Raw genomic sequence first — 17,858 nt, 5'->3', positions numbered from 1 at the left:
CGGAACTGCGCCACGGGCGCAGCGTGGTGCTGGATTTTCACACCATGCCGGAGCGGGTTCTGTTGCGCGGCAGCCCGCTGGAAATCGCGGTGCCCTCCGATGCCGAACGGACGCGGCTGGGTAATCTGATCGAGCGGGCCGATGAGTTGTTTCGCTACGCCTATCATCTGCGCCGGGAACTCAAGGCGGCGTTGCCGGCCGAACGGCTGACTCTGGGCAATTACGCGAGCTGGGTGCGGCAAAGCCAGTCGCTGGTGGCGCAGCGCGCGGCGGCGCGGTATGGCGCGCTCGAGGCGACGCCGCTGGTCTCGGTGCTTTGCCCGGTGTTCCGGCCGCGGCAGGGCGAGTTTCTGGCGGCGGTGGATTCCATCAGGGCGCAAACCTACCAGAACTGGGAATTGATTCTGGTGGATGACGCGAGCCGCGATGAGGCGCTGAGCGAAACGCTGGAGCGGCTTGCGCGCGTCGATCCGCGCATTCATGTGTTTGTTCTGCCGAAAAATGGCGGCATCGCCGAAGCCACCAATCGGGCGCTCGCCGCCGCAAGCGGCGCGTTCGTCGCGTTTTTTGATCACGACGACGCGCTCGAACCGTTCGCGCTCGATGTGATGATGCGCGCCCAGGCCGCGACGGGCGCGCGGCTGCTCTATTCGGACGAAGACAAGATCGATCGCAACGGCCAGCTCTCCGAGCCTAATTTCAAGCCCGATTTCAATTATCGGTTTCTGCTCGATCTCAATTACATCTGTCATCTGGTGGTGGCGGAGACCGCGCTGGTGCGCGAGGCCGGCGGACTCGACCCAAGATTCGACGGCGCCCAGGACCATGACCTGCTGCTGCGCCTGAGCGAGCGGCTGCGGGCGCATGAGATTCACCATGTGGCCGAGATTCTCTACCACTGGCGGATCACCGCGCAATCGACCGCCGGTGGCGCGGCGGCGAAGCCGCGTGCCGCGCTGGCCGGGGAGGTTGCGGTCGGCGAGCATTTGAAGCGGCGGAACCTGCCGGCAAAAGTTGAGCGGCGGGGCGGGCTGACCTGCTATCGCACCCGGTTCAGTCTCGATGACGATCCGGGGGTGTCGATCCTGATCCCGTTTCGTAATCATATCGAGTTGACGCGTCAGTGCGTCGCGGCGATTCGGGCCTGTTCGGTCGGGATGAAGATCGAGATCGTGTTGATCGATAATTGGTCGCAGGGCATCGAGGCCGAGATGTTCTGCACCGAACAGGGCAATCTTGCCGACACGATCGTCTTGCGGATCGCCGAGCCGTTTAATTATTCACGGCTCAATAACCGGGCGGTTGCGGCATCGTCGCATCCGTATCTTTTGTTCATGAACAACGATGTCATCGTCAGCGACCCCGATTGGCTGCGCACGATGCTGAATGAAGCCCTGAGCGATCCGCAGATCGGCGCCGTGGGGGCGAAGCTGCTGTATCCGAACGGCACGGTGCAACATGCGGGCGTCGTGCTTGGCGTTGGCGGCGTTGCGGATCATGCGTTTCGGGGATTGTCGGGCGCGGCACCCGGCTATATCGCCCATGCCATCGCGGCGCGCGAGGTGGCGGCCGTCACCGCCGCGTGCATGCTGGTCCGGCGCGCCGCGTTCGAGGCGGCGGGCGGGTTCGACGAGGTTGAATTCGGCGTGGCGTTCAATGATGTCGATCTGTGCGTCAAGATCCGCGCGGCCGGTTTCAAGATCGTGTTCACCCCCGATGTGGTTTGCGAACATCGCGAGAGCATGAGCCGGGGCGATGATCTGGATGAGGATAAACTCTCCCGCTTCATGCGCGAGAACGAGGCGATGCGCAGCCGGTGGGAGCATGTGCTGGCGTATGATCCGTTCTATAATCGCCACTTCGCCCGCGAGGGGGGGCTGTATCGGGATTTGCGCTGCATCGAGCCCAAGGATGAGCAGCGGATCGCGCGGCCCCTGCCGCAGCCCCATCCGATCGCGCCGGTCATGCCAGCGCGCGCGCCGGCCCGCGTCAACGCCCGGACCGGGTCGAAATCCCGTAACAATCATACTGCCCCGCAACCGGATGATTTGGGGGAAGCGGTGTTGGGGGGCGGAAAGGCGCCGCGCCGCGCCGCGCCGGCCCCGTCCCGAAAACCGCGTGACCGGGCGGATCTGCCGGGCCGGTCCTGAGGGTCAGCCCGCGGGCGCGAGGGTAATACGAGGCGGGATCAGAGCGGATTGCCGAGATTGATGGTCCGCGCATTGGTGACCGCGCCGCCGATCGCGCCGATCGCGCCGCCGACCAGCGCGCCGCCCGCCGGGCCGGTGCCGGTTGCGGCACCGATGATGGCGCCGGCGCCCGCACCGATCGCGCCACCCGAGAGGGCGCGGCTGCCTGGCGTGTAACCGCAACCCGAAAGCGCCAGGGTCAGGGCGGCGAGGGTGAGCGGTCGTGCGAATTTCAGCAAGATCATGGTAACTCCCGGAGGTGAACAGACGTGACGATGGGGCGATGGCATTGTTTGCGACCGCGCGCCCGATCGTCAGATGGGGACGGCGGCGGGCCGGCACCAGAGCGGGTGACGCCGTGATGGACCAAGTGGAGTGGATATGGCAGGTCTGGTCGGGTGATGATCGGGTATCGGGCATTGGGCATCGATGATCGGGGCCGAACAGGGGAGCAGCCGCACGGTGGATGAGGCAACCGGACCCGCCGCGCCGCCGATGCCGGGCGCCATGCTGGGACATTCGGTGTTGGCGCAGCGGTCGAGCGGGGTGATCCGGCTTGCGATGCGCCGGCGCGACGGGGCGACGGTGCTGGAGCGGTTGCACCAATCCGGCCCGTTGCGGCTGCGGATCGTCAGGCCGGAACCCGGACGTTGGGCGACGGCGATTCTTCTCAATACCGGCGGCGGCATTGCCGGTGGCGATGATCACCAGCTCGACATTGCGGCGCAGTCCGGCACGGCGCTGACGCTGAGCACCCAGGGGGCCGAGCGGGTCTATCGCCAGGGTGACGGCGATGCTCCGGCGCGGATCGCGATGCGGATCGCGATCGCGGATGCGGCTTTCGTGGAATATCTGCCGCAGGAGACGATATTGTTCGACCGCTCCGCGCTGGAGCGGCGGCTGCGGGTCGATCTGACCGGCTCGGCGGGGTATCTCGGCGTGGAATCGCTGATTTTCGGACGCGGGGCGATGGGGGAGGTGGTGCGGCTTCTGACGTTGAGCGACGGCATCGCGCTGTATCGGGACGGCACGTTGCTGTTTCGCGATGTGTTCAGGCCGCCGCATTCGTTCGCGACGTCACGCCGCCGCGCGATGCTGGGGGATGCGGGCGCCATGGCGACGATCCTGTTCGTCGCACCCGGCGCCGCCGCCCGGCTCGATGCGGTTCGTTCAATGCTCGACGGGGCCGCGCTCGATGGCGCCGCGGCGGCGGTGAGCGCGTGGAATGGCTTGCTTCTGGTGCGGATTCTGGCCCAGACTGGCGCGATGATGCGGATGATCGTGTTGCTTGTGTTGGAAATGTTGCGAGGAGGGCGGGCGATGCCGCGGGTGTGGGGATGTTGAGCGAGGCTGGCGTGGTTTTTTGTGACGAAGACCGCTTCCCATGAATTTGACGCCGCGTGAGAAGGACAAGCTGCTGATCGCCATGGCCGCCATCGTCGCGCGCCGGCGCCTGGAGCGGGGCGTGAAGCTGAATTATCCCGAAGCCATCGCGCTGATCACCGATTTCGTGGTCGAGGGCGCGCGGGACGGGCTGAGTGTCGCGCATCTGATGGAGCATGGCGCGCATGTGGTGACCCGCGATCAGGTGATGGCGGGGATTGCCGAGATGATCCCGGATGTGCAGGTCGAGGCGACGTTTCCGGACGGTACCAAGCTGGTGACCGTGCATGATCCGATCCGATGAGGTGCTGAGATGATTCCGGGCGAGGTAATCTGTGCCGAGGGCGAGATTGAACTGAACGCGGGCGTCGCGTCGCTGACTTTGACCATCGCGAATACCGGGGACCGGCCGATCCAGGTCGGCAGCCATTATCATTTCGCCGAGACCAATGCGGCCCTGCGGTTCGACCGCGACGCGGCGCGCGGCTATCGGCTGGATATTCCGGCCGGCACCGCGATACGGTTCGAACCGGGGCAGACGCGCGATGTGACGTTGGTGGCGTTGCGGGGGGATCGGGTGGTGTACGGGTTTCGCGGCTTGACCATGGGGGCGTTGTAATGGCCCGGCTGTCACGCACCGCCTATGCCGACATGTTCGGCCCGACCGTTGGCGATCGGGTGCGGTTGGCTGACACCGAACTCTTCGCGCAAGTCGAGCGGGATTTCACGATTTACGGCGAGGAGGTGAAATTCGGCGGCGGCAAGGTGATCCGCGACGGCATGGGCCAGTCCCAGCGCAGCCAGGCCGAGGGTGCCGCGGATACCGTGATCACCAATGCGCTGATCATCGATCATTGGGGGATCGTGAAGGCCGATATCGCCATCACCCAGGGACGGATCAGCGGCATCGGCAAGGCCGGCAATCCGGACATCCAGCCGGGGGTGAGCATTATTATCGGGCCGGGGACCGAGATTATTGCCGGGGAAGGCAAGATCATCACCGCCGGCGGCATCGATGCGCATATCCATTTCATCTGCCCCCAGCAGGTCGAGGAGGCGATTGCATCGGGCATCACCACCATGCTCGGCGGCGGCACCGGGCCTGCGACCGGCACGGCGGCGACCACCTGCACGCCGGGTCCGTTTCATCTGGCGCGGATGCTCGAAGCCGCCGAAGGCCTGCCGGTGAATTTGGGCTTTGCCGGCAAGGGCAATGCCTCGCGCCCGGCGGCGTTGGAGGAGATGATCCGCGCCGGCGCCTGTGCGCTCAAGCTGCACGAGGATTGGGGCACCACGCCCGCCGCGATCGATACCTGCCTGTCGGTGGCGGATCGGTTCGACGTGCAGGTGATGATCCATTCCGACACGCTGAACGAGAGCGGCTTCGTCGAGGACACGATCGCCGCGTTCAAGGGCCGCACCATCCACGCGTTTCACACCGAGGGCGCGGGCGGCGGGCATGCGCCGGACATCATCAAGGTCGCCGGCCTGCCCAATGTGTTGCCGAGTTCGACCAACCCGACCCGCCCCTACACGATCAACACGATCGACGAGCATCTGGATATGCTGATGGTGTGCCATCATCTCGATCCGTCGATCCCCGAAGATCTCGCCTTCGCCGAAAGCCGCATCCGCAAGGAGACCATCGCCGCCGAGGATATTCTGCACGATCTCGGCGCGCTTTCGATGATGTCGTCGGACAGTCAGGCGATGGGGCGGATCGGCGAGGTGATCACCCGCACCTGGCAGACCGCGCATAAGATGAAAGTGCAGCGGGGCGCGCTGGCGGGCGATGGTGCGGCGGATAACGCGCGGATCAAGCGTTACGTTGCCAAATACACCATCAATCCGGCGATCGCTCATGGGTTGTCGCGCGAGATCGGCTCGGTCGAAATGGGCAAACTCGCCGATCTGGTGGTCTGGAGTCCGGCGTTTTTCGGGGTGAAGCCTGATCTGATCGTCAAGGGCGGCAGCATCGCCTTTGCGATGATGGGCGATCCCAACGCCTCGATCCCGACGCCGCAGCCGATCCATGCGCGGCCGATGTTCGGTGCGTTCGGCCGTGCGATCGGGGCGACCTGCATCAGTTTCGTCTCGCAGGCCGCGATCGATGACGGGATCGCGCAGCGGCTCGGGCTGGCGCGGATGATCCGCCCGGTGGTGAATACGCGCGGCGGCATCGGCAAGCGCGACATGATCCATAACGATGCGACGCCGCAGATCGAGGTCGATCCCGAAACCTATGAGGTGCGCGCGGATGGCGAGATCCTGACCTGCGAACCGGCGGCGACGCTGCCGATGACGCAGCGTTATTTCCTGTTCTGATGCGCGCCACCGCGGTTGTGCCGGGCGGCGCGTGGACGGCGATTGATACCATCACGCTCGATTATCATCATCGGCATCGCCGGCGCATCCGGCTGCGGACCGATGGCGGCGCCGATCTGCTGCTCGATCTGGCGGAGACCACGCATATCCGGGACGGCGATGGGCTGGATTGCGGCGCGGACGGCATGGTGCGGGTGATCGCGGCGGCCGAACCGCTCGCGGAGATTACCGGCACGCCCGATCTGCTGATCCGCCTCGCCTGGCATTTGGGCAATCGGCATCTGGATGTCGCGTTTCGCGGCACCGTGCTGCTGATCCGGTCGGATCATGTGATCGAGGCCATGGTGGCCGGGCTCGGCGGCACGGTGGCGCGCAGCGAGGCGGCGTTCGATCCGGAATCGGGTGCTTATGCGCATGATCATGGCTGAGGCGTTGCTGCATCTGCTGACCTGGCTGTCGCCCGCGTTTCCGACCGGTGGCTTCGCCTATTCGCATGGGTTGGAGTTCGCGGTGGAGGCGGGTGACGTGAGGGATGCGGCGGGGCTCGCGGCCTGGCTCGCTGATGTGCTGCGGTATGGCGCCGGGCGCAATGATGCGGTGCTGCTGCGCCATGCCTATCATGCGCGCGACCTCGCGGAGATTGCCGCGTTTGCCGCCGCCTGCGCGCCGTCACGCGAGTTGGCGGCGGAGACGATCAACCAGGGCGCCGCGTTCGTGGCTGCCGCCAAGCCCTGGATGCCGGCATCGCTGGCTGCCATCTTCGCGGCGATCGGGCCGGTCGCCTATCCGGTGGCGGTCGGCGCGCTTGCGGGTGCGACCGGCATCGATGAGGCGGCGGTGAGCATTGCCTATCTGCACGGCTGGACCGCCAATCTGGTGTCGGCCGGGGTGCGGTTGATCCCGCTCGGGCAGAACGCCGGGCTGGCGGTGCAGGCGGGGCTTGAGGCGGTGATTGGCGAGATGGTCGCGGCGACGCGCGGGGCGTCGCTCGAGACGATTGCCAGCGCGTGCATCGGCGCCGAAATGGCATCGATGCGACATGAAACCCAATATACGAGGCTGTTCCGCTCATGAAGACATCGATATGAAAAAATCCGCACTTCGGGTCGGGGTCGGCGGGCCGGTCGGTTCGGGCAAGACGGCGCTGATGGATGCGCTGTGCCGGCGCTTTCGCGATCGGTTCGATATCGCGGCGATCACCAATGACATCTATACCAAGGAGGATGCGGAATTTCTGACCCGCGCGGGATCGCTGGTGCCGGAGCGGATTTTGGGCATCGAGACCGGGGGCTGTCCGCATACCGCGATCAGAGAGGATGCCAGCGCCAATCTGGCGGGCGTGGCCGATTTGCAGGCGCGGTTTCCGGCGCTCGATCTGATCCTGATCGAATCGGGGGGTGATAATCTGGCGGCGACGTTCAGCCCGGAACTGGCTGATGTCACGCTTTATGTGATCGATGTTTCCGCCGGCGACAAGATCCCCCGCAAGGGCGGGCCGGGCATCACGCGCAGCGATTTGCTGGTGATCAACAAGATCGATCTCGCCCCCTTCGTCGGGGCGGATCTGGGGGTGATGGAGCGCGACGCCCGGATGATGCGCGGGGCGCGTCCGTTCGTGTTCGCCAATATCCGGGCGGGGCGCGGGGTTGACGAGATCGCCGATTTTATCGTGCGGTCGGGCGGTCTCGGGCAGGAGGATTGAAGCGGTGCCGCACCGGGGCGGGTGATTGGCGTTTGACGTCGAGGTCGCTATGGATGGCGGGGGCGATTGCCCGAGGATGCGGAGGCAAACATGAATGCGCGACCCCAGTTTGAACCTCACGAGCCGCTGCCCGCCGAGCCGACGCAGGCGGAGCGGTTCGGCCGGGCGCGGACGGCGCAATCGACGGCGCTGCTGGAGGATTATGTCGAGCTGATCGCTGATCTGCTGGCGATCAACGGCGAGGCGCGGCCGATCGATATTGCGCGGCGGCTGGGGGTTTCGCATCCGACGGCGGCGAAGAGCATCAACCGTTTGAAGCGCGAGGGGCTGGCGACGGCGAAACCCTATCGCGGGGTGTTTTTGACCGAGGCGGGGGTGGCGCTGGCGGATCGGGTGCGAACGCGGCATCGGCTGGTGGTGCAGGTGCTCGAAGCGATCGGGGTGCCACCGGATACCGCCGAGGCGGATGCCGAGGGAATCGAGCATCACGTCTCTGACGTGTCGCTGCGGGCGTTCAGCCGGTTTTTGCGCTCGCAGGGCTAGAGCGATATGCGATTAAGTTGACGCGGTAGCGGCAACATAATCGCATGAAATCGCTCGAGAAAACATAGAGCTAGAGCGTTATGCTTTCAGCCTATCGCTCTAGGTGAAGCGCAAGGGGCGGCGGCGGCTCTGGTCATTCGGAGTTTTGTGCCGCTGTTTGATGGTCGCGGTGGGAGGCGAGAAAGGCAGGTCTGCTTTTTTGAAAAAAAGCAGCAAAAAACGTTCGTTCCTCTGGTTCCGGGGCGGTGATTGGGGCGTGGTTATTTGAATTGGGTTCCCATCACCGACCCTTTGGATAGTTTGGTGAGGTAGGTGATCAGATCGGTCATCGCCACGCTGTTCGCCGCCGGGGCTTTGCCTTGCAATCCACCCGTGATGCAATGGTCGAGCTGCGTGCTCAGGGTGACGACCTGGTGGGCGGCGGGGTTGTAGCGCGGGAACTGGGCGGCGACGCCCATCAGGCTCGGAATCTTGCCGCCGCCGGGCACCTGACCCATCGTTGTGCCGCCGTTGATGTGGCAGGCCGAGCAGGTGCGCACGCCGCCGAATTTGTCATGGTTGAAGATGTGCAGGCCTTGCGCCGCTGCCTGGGTCACCGATGTCGCCGGGGTCAGCGGCGCGGCCTGCGCCGCCGGGATCAGCAGGGCGGGCGCCGTCATCAGAAGTCCAGCGGTTGCGAGCCTGATCGTGACGCGTGATTGCCGTTGCATGGCGCTCTCCTGGATGAAGGTCGGTTGAAAACGATTTAATGTCCAGCCGGGCGGTTCCGTCAATCCGGGCGGTGAACACCATCTGGTGTGGTCGGCATGATGGCGCCGGCGGGGCGGGCGATCGGGCGGCGGCGGGCGGCGAGGGTGGTGCGGGCCGCGAGCGCCGCGGCGGCCAGCGTCAGGCGCGGCGCGGCCAGGAGCCAGTGCAGCGTGACGGTTTGATCGGCCAGGCTGGTCTTGTAGCGATCGCCGCCGGCGAGAAAATCATAGCGATCGAGTCCGGCGGCCTGATAGTGGCGCATCGCCGCGACGTGGCAGACCAGACCCGGTTTTTCGTGCGGATGGGCGTTCTGATAGGCGAATCCGCTCTGATAGGCGCTCACCGTGCCGCGCCAGACGAAATTGTACAGATAGCCGATGACCTGTGGTCCCGCCGTGATTTGCAGCAGATCGACCGCGCCGGAGGTGACGCCGCGCGCGACCAGTTCGGTATGGAAGCGCTGGAACGCTGGGTTGGCGAAGGCGCCCGGTTTGCCGCGGGCCTGCCAGGTTGCCTGATGCAGCGCGGCCAGGGCCGCCAGCCAGGATTGCGCCAGCGCCACCGTGTCGGCGCGGGTCAGCGTGATCGGACCCGCCGCCATCGAGCGCCGCCTGGCCCGGTTGATCTGCTGGCGGGTGTTGGCCGAGACCGCGCTCAGACAGTCGGTATTTGAGGCGCGCAGGGCGGCGAGATCGCGCCAGGGCGCGGGGCGCGTGATGCCCAGATCGGTCACGCCATGGCGCTGGACCGCGGCGCGATCGTCATCGCTGATGCCTGAGACGCGGAGCAGCGCGCCGAGGGGGGATCGCGCGGTGAGCGCGGCGGCGAACCAGAGCGGGCGGATTTCGGGATGGTCGCGCGCCACGAGGGGGCCGTTGTGTTCGATGAAGACGCTGTCCTCGGCGGGGTCGCCGGTTTCGGACAGGGCGGCGAGGGGCAGGAACCAGTGGCGGGCGCGGTTCAGCAGCCCGATCGCGAGCACGCGCCCGGTTGCCTCGATCGTGAGGATGATTGCCCGGTCGAACCGGGAGTCGAAGCGGCAGCCGAGCCAGAGCCAGGATTGGAACACCGAGGCTTCCGCGACAGCCTCGAGGCCGCGCCAGAGGGTGCCGAGGGTTTCGGCGTCCGGCGCCGGGCGCAGATGGGCGACGAGGCCGGGCGCGACCGGCCATCGCTTGTGAGGTTGGGCCAACCATGTCATCCTGTTATGGTATTGGAATTGCTGAAAGCCGCAATGTTTCCGGATATGTTGCCCAATCCCCGCCCGGTGGTGTTGCGCGAGACGATGCGGGTCGCGACCGTGTTGATCGATACCGAAGAGGATTTCGACTGGGCCGATCCGACCGAGGGCACCGATTACGCCACCGCCTATCTGACGCGGATCGCGGATTTGCAGCCGGTGTTCACCGCGCATGGCGTGGTGCCGACCTATCTGGTGACCTATCCGGTGCTGGAAAATCCCGATGTGGTGCGTCTGCTCGCCCGGTATCGCGATCGCGGCGAGGCGGCGCTCGGGCTTCAGCTGCATCCCTGGGTGACGCCGCCGTTCGAGGGCCATGGCACCACCGCGCAATCGTTCGGCGGCAATCTTGCCCCTGAGGTCGAGGCGCGCAAGCTCGACTCGCTGTCCCGGCGGTTCAGCGCGTGTTTCGGCGCGGCGCCGCTGGTGTTTCGCGCCGGGCGCTACGGGTTGGGACGGCAGACCGCGGCGCTGATCGAGCAGGCCGGCATCACCATCGACACCAGCGTGGCGCCGCGCACCTCGATGATCGAGGAGGCGGGGCCGGATTACAGCCGGATCGATTTCGTGCCGTTCTGGTTCGGCGCGGAACGGCCGATTCTGGAATTGCCGCTCGGCCGTGCGATCGTTGGCTGGGGCGGCGGGGCGGGGAGCCGGCTGTATCGCCGGTTGATCCATGCCAGGGGCAAGCTGACGCCGCTGGCCGGGGTGCTCGCGCGGCTCGGCTGCGCCGAGCGCATCACCCTCTCGCCCGAAGGCAATGATCCGCGCGCGATGATCCGGCTGGTCGAGGGGTTGACGCGCCGGGGGCAGGCGATCCTGCCGCTCAGTTTCCATAGCTCCTCGATCGTGCCGGGGCGCAACCCGTATGTGCGCTCGCGGGCCGATCTGCACCGGTTTTATGACGATCTGTCCTCGATTCTGTGCACGCTGAGCGACGATTTCGGCTGCCGGTTCGCGGCGGTGACTGAAATTCCGGCGCTGCTGCGGCCGGCACCGCCGGTCGGGGCGGCGGGTGACTCTGCGTCATGACGGGCGGGCGGGACGAGATTCTGTTGATCGCGAATAATTTTCCGCCGGTGCAGGGAGGGTCGGCGGTCGTGTATGGCGCGCTGGCCCGTGAGGCGGCGCCGCAGGTGAGCGTTCTGGCGCCGCGGATCAGTTATACCGATGGCCTGCCGCTGATCGGCTGGCGCGAGCATGACAGGTTGGCGGCGCGGCCGCGCGACGGGCGGGCGGGGTATCGGGTGACGCGGCTCGCGCTGCTGCGCACCCCGATCGACGGGCCGCGCCGGGGCGGTTTCGGCCGGTTGCGCTTCATCGCGCGCGATTTGGTGATCCGCTGGCAGATGATCGGCGCGGTGCGGGCGGCGCTGCGGAGCGGGCGGATCGGCGCGGTGTGCATCGGCGAGCTGGTGCCGTCGGGCTGGTTGTTCGGTGTGCTGCGGTTCTGGCCGGGGCTGCGCCGCGTTGTGTATATCCATGGCGAGGAGATCACCACGCGCGATGATTACGATGCGGATTGGGCGCGCCGGCGCAGCACGCTGGCGGCGGCGGATTGCATCATCGTGGTCAGCCGCTTCACCGCCGATGCGGTGCGCCGGCTGCTGGAAGATGTCGCGGCGCCGCCGATTTTACTGATCGAGAACGGCGTTGATTTCCGACGCTTCGCCAACCGGGCGGATCGCGCTGATCTGATCGCGCAATACGGGTTGGAGGGGGCGTTCGTGTTCGTTTCGGTGTGCCGGCTGCTGGAGAAGAAGGGGATCGATCATGCGATCCGCGCCTTCGCGCTACTGTGGCGGGATCATCCGGAATGCCGGTTTCTGGTGGTCGGCACCGGACCCTATGCCGGCACGCTGGCGGCGATTGCCCATGAGATGGGCGTTGGCGAGGCGGTGGTGTTCGCCGGCGCGGTGGCCGATGTTGATCTGGCCGATCATTATGCGCTTGGCGATGTCTTCGTGATGCCGAACCGGGCGTTGCCCTCGGGGGATACCGAAGGGTTCGGGCTGGTGTTTCTTGAAGCCAACGCCGCCGGCGTGCCGGTGATCGCGGGGCGGGATGGCGGCAGCGTCGATGCGGTGAGCGATGGCGTGAACGGGCTGGTCGTGGATGGTCATGCGATCGGGGCGATCGAGGCGGCGATGCGGCGATTATATGATAATCCGCAATTGCGGATCGATCTGGCGCGGCGCGGCCTTGCCTGTGCCGCGGCGGCGGATTGGCGGCTCAAGGCGCGCGATTTTGTTGCCGCCTGCCTCGATCGTCCCCCGCATGAGGCGTGATGATGAGGCGTGACGATGGGGGGGCATGAGGGCGAGGCGGCGCTGGTGCCGTGGCGCGCGCTGGACGCGGATGTGATCGGGCGGTTTGCTGATCCGGCGGCGGATTGGTTCGCGAGCCATGCCTGGTTCGATTTATTGTCGCGCGTTGCCGTGCCGCCGGGTCAGCACGCCGGTTGCGTGGTGGGCGCGGCGGCGGCGGTGCCGGTGTGGTGCCGGGGCGGGGTGGTGATGGCTGGCCTGTCCAGCCCGTATGCGCTGGAATTCACACCGGTACTGCCGGCGGCGGATGCGGCGGCGCGGCGGGAAGGGGGGGCGTTCGGCCGGGTTGCGCGGGCGCGGTCGCGCGTGCGGCTCGATGCGCTGGACCCGGATCAGCCGGGGCTCGCGGCGTTTCTGGCCGGTGTCGCCGCCGCCGGGCTGGTGGTGCAGCGGTTCAGCCATTTCGGCGAATGGTTCGCGCCGGTCGCGACCGATCGGTTCGATCTGTGGCTGGCGAGCCGGCCCGGGGCGTTGCGCAGCACGGTGGGACGCAAGCTCAAACGGGCGCGCGAGGCCACGCGGTTCGCCCTGATCGGCGGGGGTGACGCGCTGGCGGGCGGGATTGCCGATTTCGAGCGTGTCTATGCGGTGTCGTGGAAACAGCCCGAACCCTTTGCCGGGTTCAACCCTGAATGCATGCGCGCCCTGGCCGCGGCCGGGTTGCTGCGGCTGGGGGTTCTCTCGACCGCGGAGGGACCGATCGCGGCGCAGTATTGGGCGGTTTCGGGCGGGCGGGCGATGCTGCTGAAACTCGCGCATGATGAGGCGGCGGCGGCGCTTTCGCCGGGCACCGTGCTGACGGCGCGGATGATCGAGGCGATTTTGCGGGATGATCGGCCCAGCGTGCTCGATTTTGGCCGGGGCGATGATCCGTACAAGCGGCTGTGGGTCGATCGCCGGCGCGAGCGGGTGGGGGCGCTGGTGATCAATCCGCGCTATCCGGCGGGGATGGCGCTGCTGGCGCGCGGCGCGGCGGGCGCGCTGCGGCGGCGATTGCTACGGGGTGCGGTCTGACATGCGGATTTTATACAGCCATCGGATCCAGTCGCGGGACGGCCAGTCGGTTCATGTCGAGGATCTGGTCGCCGCGTTGCGCGCGGCGGGGCATGAGGTGCGCGTGGTCGGGCCATCGTTTTACGAATCGACCGGTTTCGGGGCGGAGACCACCTGGGTCGCCCGGTTGCGCGCAGTGCTGCCCGGCGCGCTCGGTGAACTCGCGGAGCTTGCCTATAATGTGCCGGCATGGTGGCGATTGCGGCAGGCGGCGCGGGAATTTAACCCGGATTTCATTTATGAACGCTATAATCTTTATTATCTGGCGGGGATGTGGCTGGCGCGGCAGCGGAACATTCCGTTTCTGGTCGAGGTGAACGCGCCGCTGGCGGCGGAGCGGATTGCGCATGGCGGGTTGAAGCTCGGCGGCCTCGCGCGGTGGGCGGAGCGAACGGTATGGCGGGCGGCAGATCGGGTATTCGCGGTCACCGCCGTGCTCGGTGCGCGGATGACCGCGGTTGGGGTTGCGCCGGGGCGGGTGGTGATCACGCCGAACGGCATCGATCTGGCGCGGTTTGCTGAACGCCAGGCTGGAGTTGGGCGCGAGCCGGGAGGTGAACGGCGCGCGGTGCTGGGGTTCATCGGGTTCGTCAGGCCCTGGCATGGCATCGAGCCGGTGATCGAGGCGCTGGCCGCGAGCCCTGAGCGGTTCGATTTCATCATTGCCGGGGAAGGCCCGGCGCGGGCGTCGCTGGAGGCGATGGTCGCCGCCCACGGGTTGGGTGATTATGTGACCTTCGCCGGGCTGGTGGCGCGCGATGCGGTGCCGGCGTTTCTCGCCGGGATCGACATCGCGCTGCAACCGCGCGCGGTCGATTATGCGTCACCCTTGAAATTATTCGAATATATGGCGGCCGGCTGCGCCATCGTGGCGCCTGACCAGCCCAATCTGCGGGAAATTCTGGTCGATGGCGAGACGGCGCTGCTGTTCGAGCCGGAAAACTGGGAGGCGCTGTGGCGCTGCATCGCCCGGCTCGCGTCCGATCCCGCGTTGCGCGCGCGGCTCGGCGCGGCCGCGCGGGCGGAGATTATCAGGCGCGATCTGACCTGGGCCGGCAATGCGCGGCGTGTCGTTGCGTCGCTGGCGCCATGAGCGGGGGACCACGCCGGATTCTGCATGTGTTTCCGAGCTTTGCCGCCGGTGGCGCGCAGATGCGCATGACCGCCCTGGCCAATGGCTACGGCGCGCGGTTCAGCCACGCGATCGTGGCGCTCGATGGTGACATTTCGTGCCGCGACCGGCTCGATCCTTCGCTCGATGTGTCGTTTCCGGCGATCCAAGCGATGACGGGGGGGTTGGCGTCACGGTTGCGCGGGATCGCGCAGGTGCTGCGACGGCTCCGCCCTGATCTGCTGATCACCAGCAACTGGGGGGCGATTGAATGGGCGATCGCCCATCAACTGACGATGCGGGGGCGGCATATCCATACCGAGGATGGGTTTGGCCGGGACGAGCGCGACCGGCAGATCCCGCGCCGGGTGCTGACGCGGCGGCTGGTGCTGCGGGGCAGCGAGGTGATCGTGCCATCGCAGACCTTGTATGATACCGCGACCCGGGTATGGCGGCTGCCGGCGGCGCGGCTGCATTACATTCCCAACGGCATCGATCTGGCCCGGTTCAGCCCCGCTGACGGCGTGCCGGCGGGGATGGCGGTGGTTGGCTGCGTCGCGGCGTTACGGCCGGAGAAGAATGTCGGCCGGCTGATCCGGGCGGGCGCGATCGCGCGGCGCGACCAGATGTTTCAGCTGACGATCCTGGGCGATGGACCGGAGCGGGGCGCGCTCGAAGCCCTGGCGGCGGAAGCGGGGCTGGCGGTCCGGTTCGCGGGGGCGGTTGCCGATCCCGCGCCGCTGTATCGCGCGTTTTCGGTGTTTGCCCTGAGTTCGGACACCGAACAAATGCCGCTGTCGGTGATGGAGGCGATGGCCTGCGGCCTGCCGGTGGTGGCCACCGATGTCGGTGACATCGCGCGGATGGTGGCACCGGAGAACCGGGCGTTTCTGACGCCGCGTGACGATCAGGCGCTGGGCGCGGCGCTGGCGGCACTGCTGGCCGATCCGGCGCGCGCGGCGGCCATCGGCCAGGCCAACCGGCGGCGGGCGGAGGCGCAGTTCGACTTCACGGCGATGGCGGCGCGCTGGGCGGCGCTGCTCGATCGATGAGGGCGCGCGCGGGTCTCACGGCGCGGTTTCGGCCCGGATTTCGTCGATATCCCGGATTTCGTCGATATTGAGATCGAGTTTCGCCAGCATCGCGATCAGGATCGTGTTCTGGTACTCGAGATGGTTGAGGATGATTTCGATTTCCTCCTCCGCCCGCACGTTCACCTCGAGATCATGCTCGGCGCGTCGCTCGGCCTGGCGGCCCTGGATGTTCTGGCCGACCATGATCAGCGGCATCAGCAGAATCTGGATCACGTTCGAGATGAACAGCCAGAACACGAACGCCATCGGCGGATCGAATTGCAGGGGTTTGGGGGCCAGCAGGTTCCAGCTCAGCCATAGGGCGGTCCAGCCGAAAATCAGCAGAAAGAATCCCATGGTGCCGACCCTGCGGGTGATCCACACCGCGAGTCGATCGTACAGGGTGATGGTTTCGGGGTCGGCCTGGAGATAGTCGCGCAGCGGCGGGCGGCGTTTGCGTAATTCCTCGAGTGAGGCCGGGGGGCGGCGTTTCGTCGGTTCGGTGGTCATGCTCATCGCATCGTCTCCGCGGCTTGGGGCTGGTCAGTCGGGCTGGTCGATCGGACAGACTACACCCGAACCGCGCGCGAGTTGACAATCGGGCACCGAGCCGACCATTTTGGCACTTCGATGGTGTTCGCCCCGATAATGTTCGCCCCGATAATGTTCGCCTTGGGATTGACCACGGGGGCGATGTCAGTTGGTTCTCCTTTATCCGTGCGCCGGCAAAGGCGGGTTGCGCCGCCGTGCCGACCCGGACCCCACCGCCTTGCCGCAGTGTCCGCCGCCGGGCGCGTCGGCGTGTCAGATCCGCGAAAGGGCTTTCATGAAAACACTCCTCGCCATTGCCGTGTTCGGCACGTTGGGCTGCTGGGCGCGCTATGGTCAGACCATCCTTGTGCAGAATACGTTCGGGCGTGATTTTCCCGTCGCGGTTCTCAGCATCAACGTGCTCGGCTCGTTTTTGATCGGGTTTTTGTTCTTTGCCACGATGGAGCGCTACGCCATCGGTCCCGCGCTGCGCACCGGTGTTCTCACCGGGTTTCTGGGGGGCTATACGACGTTTTCCACCTTCGAACTCGAATCCCTGCTGCTGGTCGAAAATGGCGAGGCACTCAAGGCCGGGGTGTATATTCTGCTCTCGGTCGTGCTCGGGTTCGCCGGTGTGTTTCTAGGGGCCTATGTCGCGCGCAATCTGTGAGGGAGCGAAGCCATGAAGCAATCCGCCACGATGATTCGCATCGCTATCCACGAATCCGACCATAGCCGGCGGCGATCGTTGATGGATGAGGTGCTCAACATCCTGAAATCGCAGCATATCACCGGTGTGTCGGTGCTGCGCGGCATCGCCGGACTGTCGGCGCGGGGGGTGATCCACGCCGCTGACATGATCCATTTCGATGTCGATCTGCCGCTTGCGATCGAGTTCTACACCAGTCCGGACGAGGCGGAGATCGCGATCGCCGCGCTGTTGCCGATCGTGCCGCGGGGTCATGTCGTGTCCTGGGACGTCACGATGTATGAGTGACGCCGGGTCAGGCGGGTTCACAGTGGCAGGATGCGCAGATGCGGCCATCGCGCCTGGTAACTTCGGGCTTTCGCGGTGAAGCGCGCGGTCAGTGGCACTGCGGGATTGGGACGCAGGAGGCCTTCGGCGATGTCGTCGAGTCCGAAGGGGGCAAATAATCGGTTGGTCGTGGCCTGAAGGCCGACGCAGGTGCCCCGGACCGGGAACCGTCCGATGCCGTCTTCCGCCGATTCGAGGGCGGGGCAGGACGATCCAAATCGGTCATGATACCACAGATGCACCCGCGCCTGATTCTTGACCTCGATCCTCGCGTCCAGATCCGCGAATGCCACGGCCGCCTTGCGGATGATCCGATCCTCGGCCTCCCAGGAAAGATCCGATGAGTCATGGTAGAAGACATCGTAATCATTGACGTTTGCCGCCATCGGCTGACCGGTGCGATGGTTCCACACCGCCTGGAACAGGCAGCCCGCGGTGAGATAGGCGCCGTCCAGGCCGAGTGCGGGCAATCGCTCGAGAATCAGCCGATTGATCGGATTTTGCTGCACCAATGTGACGAATTCCGCTTCGGTCATCGCCCGGTCAGAAGATGCCGGCGGCGATGTTGATGGCGAGGGCGAGCACCACGGTGTTG

21 protein-coding genes are annotated in these 17,858 nt (G+C 66.3%); 16 read left to right on the top strand and 5 right to left on the bottom strand.

The annotated features are described in order from the left end of the window. On the top strand, positions 1-2,150 hold a 2,150-nt coding region (locus ACP5E6_RS00420; RefSeq protein WP_427950155.1), incomplete at its 5' end, for a glycosyltransferase family 2 protein. Between the two features lie 38 nt (positions 2,151-2,188). On the opposite strand, the gene ACP5E6_RS00415 is transcribed toward ACP5E6_RS00420, so the two are convergent. Next, a complete protein-coding gene (locus tag ACP5E6_RS00415; protein WP_427950153.1) occupies positions 2,189-2,434 on the bottom strand; it encodes a hypothetical protein in 246 nt (81 codons plus the stop codon). Between the two features lie 184 nt (positions 2,435-2,618). Here ACP5E6_RS00415 and ACP5E6_RS00410 point away from each other — a divergent pair, with 184 nt between their 5' ends. The 8 genes from ACP5E6_RS00410 (at position 2,619) to mntR (ending at position 8,142) form a co-directional block, all read left to right on the top strand. Next, on the top strand, positions 2,619-3,533 hold the full coding sequence (locus ACP5E6_RS00410) for an urease accessory protein UreD (RefSeq protein WP_427950150.1): 915 nt from the start codon (positions 2,619-2,621) through the stop codon (positions 3,531-3,533). A 40-nt stretch (positions 3,534-3,573) separates the two neighbouring features. Next, positions 3,574-3,876: an urease subunit gamma gene (locus tag ACP5E6_RS00405; protein ID WP_427950147.1), complete on the top strand. Its 303-nt coding sequence runs from the start codon at positions 3,574-3,576 to the stop codon at positions 3,874-3,876. A gap of 9 nt (positions 3,877-3,885) precedes the next feature. Continuing rightward, positions 3,886-4,191: an urease subunit beta gene (locus tag ACP5E6_RS00400; protein ID WP_427950144.1), complete on the top strand. Its 306-nt coding sequence runs from the start codon at positions 3,886-3,888 to the stop codon at positions 4,189-4,191. Beyond that, positions 4,191-5,897, top strand: coding sequence for an urease subunit alpha (gene ureC, locus ACP5E6_RS00395; RefSeq protein ID WP_427950142.1), 1,707 nt, complete (start codon positions 4,191-4,193; stop codon positions 5,895-5,897). Before ACP5E6_RS00400 ends, ureC begins: the two co-directional genes overlap by 1 nt. After that, a complete protein-coding gene (locus tag ACP5E6_RS00390) occupies positions 5,897-6,325 on the top strand; it encodes an urease accessory protein UreE (RefSeq protein ID WP_427950139.1) in 429 nt (142 codons plus the stop codon). The genes ureC and ACP5E6_RS00390 overlap by 1 nt, the downstream gene beginning before the upstream one ends. Next, complete coding sequence (locus ACP5E6_RS00385) at positions 6,318-6,971, top strand: urease accessory protein UreF (protein ID WP_427950136.1); 654 nt, start codon at positions 6,318-6,320, stop codon at positions 6,969-6,971. Before ACP5E6_RS00390 ends, ACP5E6_RS00385 begins: the two co-directional genes overlap by 8 nt. A 10-nt stretch (positions 6,972-6,981) precedes the next feature. Next, positions 6,982-7,599, top strand: a complete 618-nt coding sequence (ureG, locus tag ACP5E6_RS00380; protein WP_427950133.1) for an urease accessory protein UreG — start codon at positions 6,982-6,984, stop codon at positions 7,597-7,599. Between the two features lie 90 nt (positions 7,600-7,689). Further along, complete coding sequence (gene mntR / locus ACP5E6_RS00375; protein WP_427950131.1) at positions 7,690-8,142, top strand: manganese-binding transcriptional regulator MntR; 453 nt, start codon at positions 7,690-7,692, stop codon at positions 8,140-8,142. Positions 8,143-8,402: 260 nt separating this feature from the next. Here mntR and ACP5E6_RS00370 read toward each other — a convergent pair whose 3' ends face one another. Both ACP5E6_RS00370 and ACP5E6_RS00365 read right to left on the bottom strand, forming a co-directional pair. After that, complete coding sequence (locus tag ACP5E6_RS00370; protein ID WP_427950128.1) at positions 8,403-8,852, bottom strand: c-type cytochrome; 450 nt, start codon at positions 8,850-8,852, stop codon at positions 8,403-8,405. A 59-nt stretch (positions 8,853-8,911) separates the two neighbouring features. Further along, entirely contained in the window at positions 8,912-10,084 is a 1,173-nt protein-coding gene (locus ACP5E6_RS00365; RefSeq protein ID WP_427950125.1) for a GNAT family N-acetyltransferase, read from the bottom strand. A 15-nt stretch (positions 10,085-10,099) separates the two neighbouring features. Between ACP5E6_RS00365 and ACP5E6_RS00360 the strand changes: the two genes are divergently transcribed. The 5 genes from ACP5E6_RS00360 to ACP5E6_RS00340 are packed head-to-tail and all read left to right on the top strand — an operon-like array spanning position 10,100 to position 15,675. Next, a complete protein-coding gene (locus ACP5E6_RS00360; protein ID WP_427950122.1) occupies positions 10,100-11,164 on the top strand; it encodes a polysaccharide deacetylase family protein in 1,065 nt (354 codons plus the stop codon). Continuing rightward, positions 11,161-12,420 (top strand): glycosyltransferase family 4 protein, encoded by a 1,260-nt coding sequence (locus ACP5E6_RS00355; protein WP_427950120.1) that lies wholly within the window; start codon positions 11,161-11,163, stop codon positions 12,418-12,420. Before ACP5E6_RS00360 ends, ACP5E6_RS00355 begins: the two co-directional genes overlap by 4 nt. Before the next feature lie 15 nt (positions 12,421-12,435). Beyond that, positions 12,436-13,473: a GNAT family N-acetyltransferase gene (locus ACP5E6_RS00350; RefSeq protein ID WP_427950117.1), complete on the top strand. Its 1,038-nt coding sequence runs from the start codon at positions 12,436-12,438 to the stop codon at positions 13,471-13,473. Between the two features lies 1 nt (position 13,474). Next, positions 13,475-14,605 carry a glycosyltransferase family 4 protein gene (locus tag ACP5E6_RS00345; RefSeq protein ID WP_427950114.1) on the top strand — a complete coding sequence of 377 codons (1,131 nt, stop codon included), beginning with the start codon at positions 13,475-13,477 and terminating at the stop codon, positions 14,603-14,605. Beyond that, entirely contained in the window at positions 14,602-15,675 is a 1,074-nt protein-coding gene (locus tag ACP5E6_RS00340; protein WP_427950111.1) for a glycosyltransferase, read from the top strand. Before ACP5E6_RS00345 ends, ACP5E6_RS00340 begins: the two co-directional genes overlap by 4 nt. Positions 15,676-15,690: 15 nt before the next feature. Here the strand turns inward: ACP5E6_RS00340 and ACP5E6_RS00335 are convergent, their stop codons facing one another. Further along, a complete protein-coding gene (locus ACP5E6_RS00335; protein WP_427950108.1) occupies positions 15,691-16,212 on the bottom strand; it encodes a DUF1003 domain-containing protein in 522 nt (173 codons plus the stop codon). 310 nt (positions 16,213-16,522) lie between these two features. On the opposite strand from ACP5E6_RS00335, the gene crcB reads away from it, so the two are divergent. Both crcB and ACP5E6_RS00325 read left to right on the top strand, forming a co-directional pair. Then, positions 16,523-16,897: a fluoride efflux transporter CrcB gene (gene crcB, locus ACP5E6_RS00330; protein WP_427950105.1), complete on the top strand. Its 375-nt coding sequence runs from the start codon at positions 16,523-16,525 to the stop codon at positions 16,895-16,897. A gap of 12 nt (positions 16,898-16,909) precedes the next feature. Then, positions 16,910-17,224, top strand: a complete 315-nt coding sequence (locus tag ACP5E6_RS00325) for a DUF190 domain-containing protein (protein ID WP_427950103.1) — start codon at positions 16,910-16,912, stop codon at positions 17,222-17,224. A 17-nt stretch (positions 17,225-17,241) separates the two neighbouring features. Here ACP5E6_RS00325 and ACP5E6_RS00320 read toward each other — a convergent pair. Then, a partial coding sequence (locus ACP5E6_RS00320) for a nucleotidyltransferase family protein (RefSeq protein WP_427950101.1) occupies positions 17,242-17,858 on the bottom strand: 617 nt, incomplete at its 5' end.

The sequence above is a fragment of the Acidiphilium sp. genome (assembly GCF_049977125.1).
Taxonomy (GTDB): Bacteria; Pseudomonadota; Alphaproteobacteria; order Acetobacterales; family Acetobacteraceae; genus Acidiphilium.
The sequence above is the reverse complement of the archived record's forward strand: the minus strand, read 5'-3'. Positions and strand labels throughout refer to the sequence as shown.

Excerpts from the sequence above, each read along its gene's own strand:
- ureG (WP_427950133.1), top strand. The coding sequence starts at position 6,982 with ATGAAAAAATCCGCACTTCGGGTCGGGGTCGGCGGGCCGGTCGGTTCG.
- mntR (WP_427950131.1), top strand. The coding sequence starts at position 7,690 with ATGAATGCGCGACCCCAGTTTGAACCTCACGAGCCGCTGCCCGCCGAG.
- ACP5E6_RS00355 (WP_427950120.1), top strand. The coding sequence starts at position 11,161 with ATGACGGGCGGGCGGGACGAGATTCTGTTGATCGCGAATAATTTTCCG.
- ACP5E6_RS00360 (WP_427950122.1), top strand. The coding sequence starts at position 10,100 with ATGGTATTGGAATTGCTGAAAGCCGCAATGTTTCCGGATATGTTGCCC.
- ACP5E6_RS00390 (WP_427950139.1), top strand. The coding sequence starts at position 5,897 with ATGCGCGCCACCGCGGTTGTGCCGGGCGGCGCGTGGACGGCGATTGAT.
- ACP5E6_RS00345 (WP_427950114.1), top strand. The coding sequence starts at position 13,475 with ATGCGGATTTTATACAGCCATCGGATCCAGTCGCGGGACGGCCAGTCG.
- ACP5E6_RS00350 (WP_427950117.1), top strand. The coding sequence starts at position 12,436 with ATGGGGGGGCATGAGGGCGAGGCGGCGCTGGTGCCGTGGCGCGCGCTG.
- ACP5E6_RS00410 (WP_427950150.1), top strand. The coding sequence starts at position 2,619 with ATGATCGGGGCCGAACAGGGGAGCAGCCGCACGGTGGATGAGGCAACC.
- ACP5E6_RS00405 (WP_427950147.1), top strand. The coding sequence starts at position 3,574 with ATGAATTTGACGCCGCGTGAGAAGGACAAGCTGCTGATCGCCATGGCC.
- ACP5E6_RS00335 (WP_427950108.1), bottom strand. The coding sequence starts at position 16,212 with ATGAGCATGACCACCGAACCGACGAAACGCCGCCCCCCGGCCTCACTC.
- ACP5E6_RS00370 (WP_427950128.1), bottom strand. The coding sequence starts at position 8,852 with ATGCAACGGCAATCACGCGTCACGATCAGGCTCGCAACCGCTGGACTT.
- crcB (WP_427950105.1), top strand. The coding sequence starts at position 16,523 with ATGAAAACACTCCTCGCCATTGCCGTGTTCGGCACGTTGGGCTGCTGG.
- ACP5E6_RS00385 (WP_427950136.1), top strand. The coding sequence starts at position 6,318 with ATGGCTGAGGCGTTGCTGCATCTGCTGACCTGGCTGTCGCCCGCGTTT.
- ACP5E6_RS00340 (WP_427950111.1), top strand. The coding sequence starts at position 14,602 with ATGAGCGGGGGACCACGCCGGATTCTGCATGTGTTTCCGAGCTTTGCC.
- ACP5E6_RS00400 (WP_427950144.1), top strand. The coding sequence starts at position 3,886 with ATGATTCCGGGCGAGGTAATCTGTGCCGAGGGCGAGATTGAACTGAAC.
- ACP5E6_RS00325 (WP_427950103.1), top strand. The coding sequence starts at position 16,910 with ATGAAGCAATCCGCCACGATGATTCGCATCGCTATCCACGAATCCGAC.
- ureC (WP_427950142.1), top strand. The coding sequence starts at position 4,191 with ATGGCCCGGCTGTCACGCACCGCCTATGCCGACATGTTCGGCCCGACC.
- ACP5E6_RS00415 (WP_427950153.1), bottom strand. The coding sequence starts at position 2,434 with ATGATCTTGCTGAAATTCGCACGACCGCTCACCCTCGCCGCCCTGACC.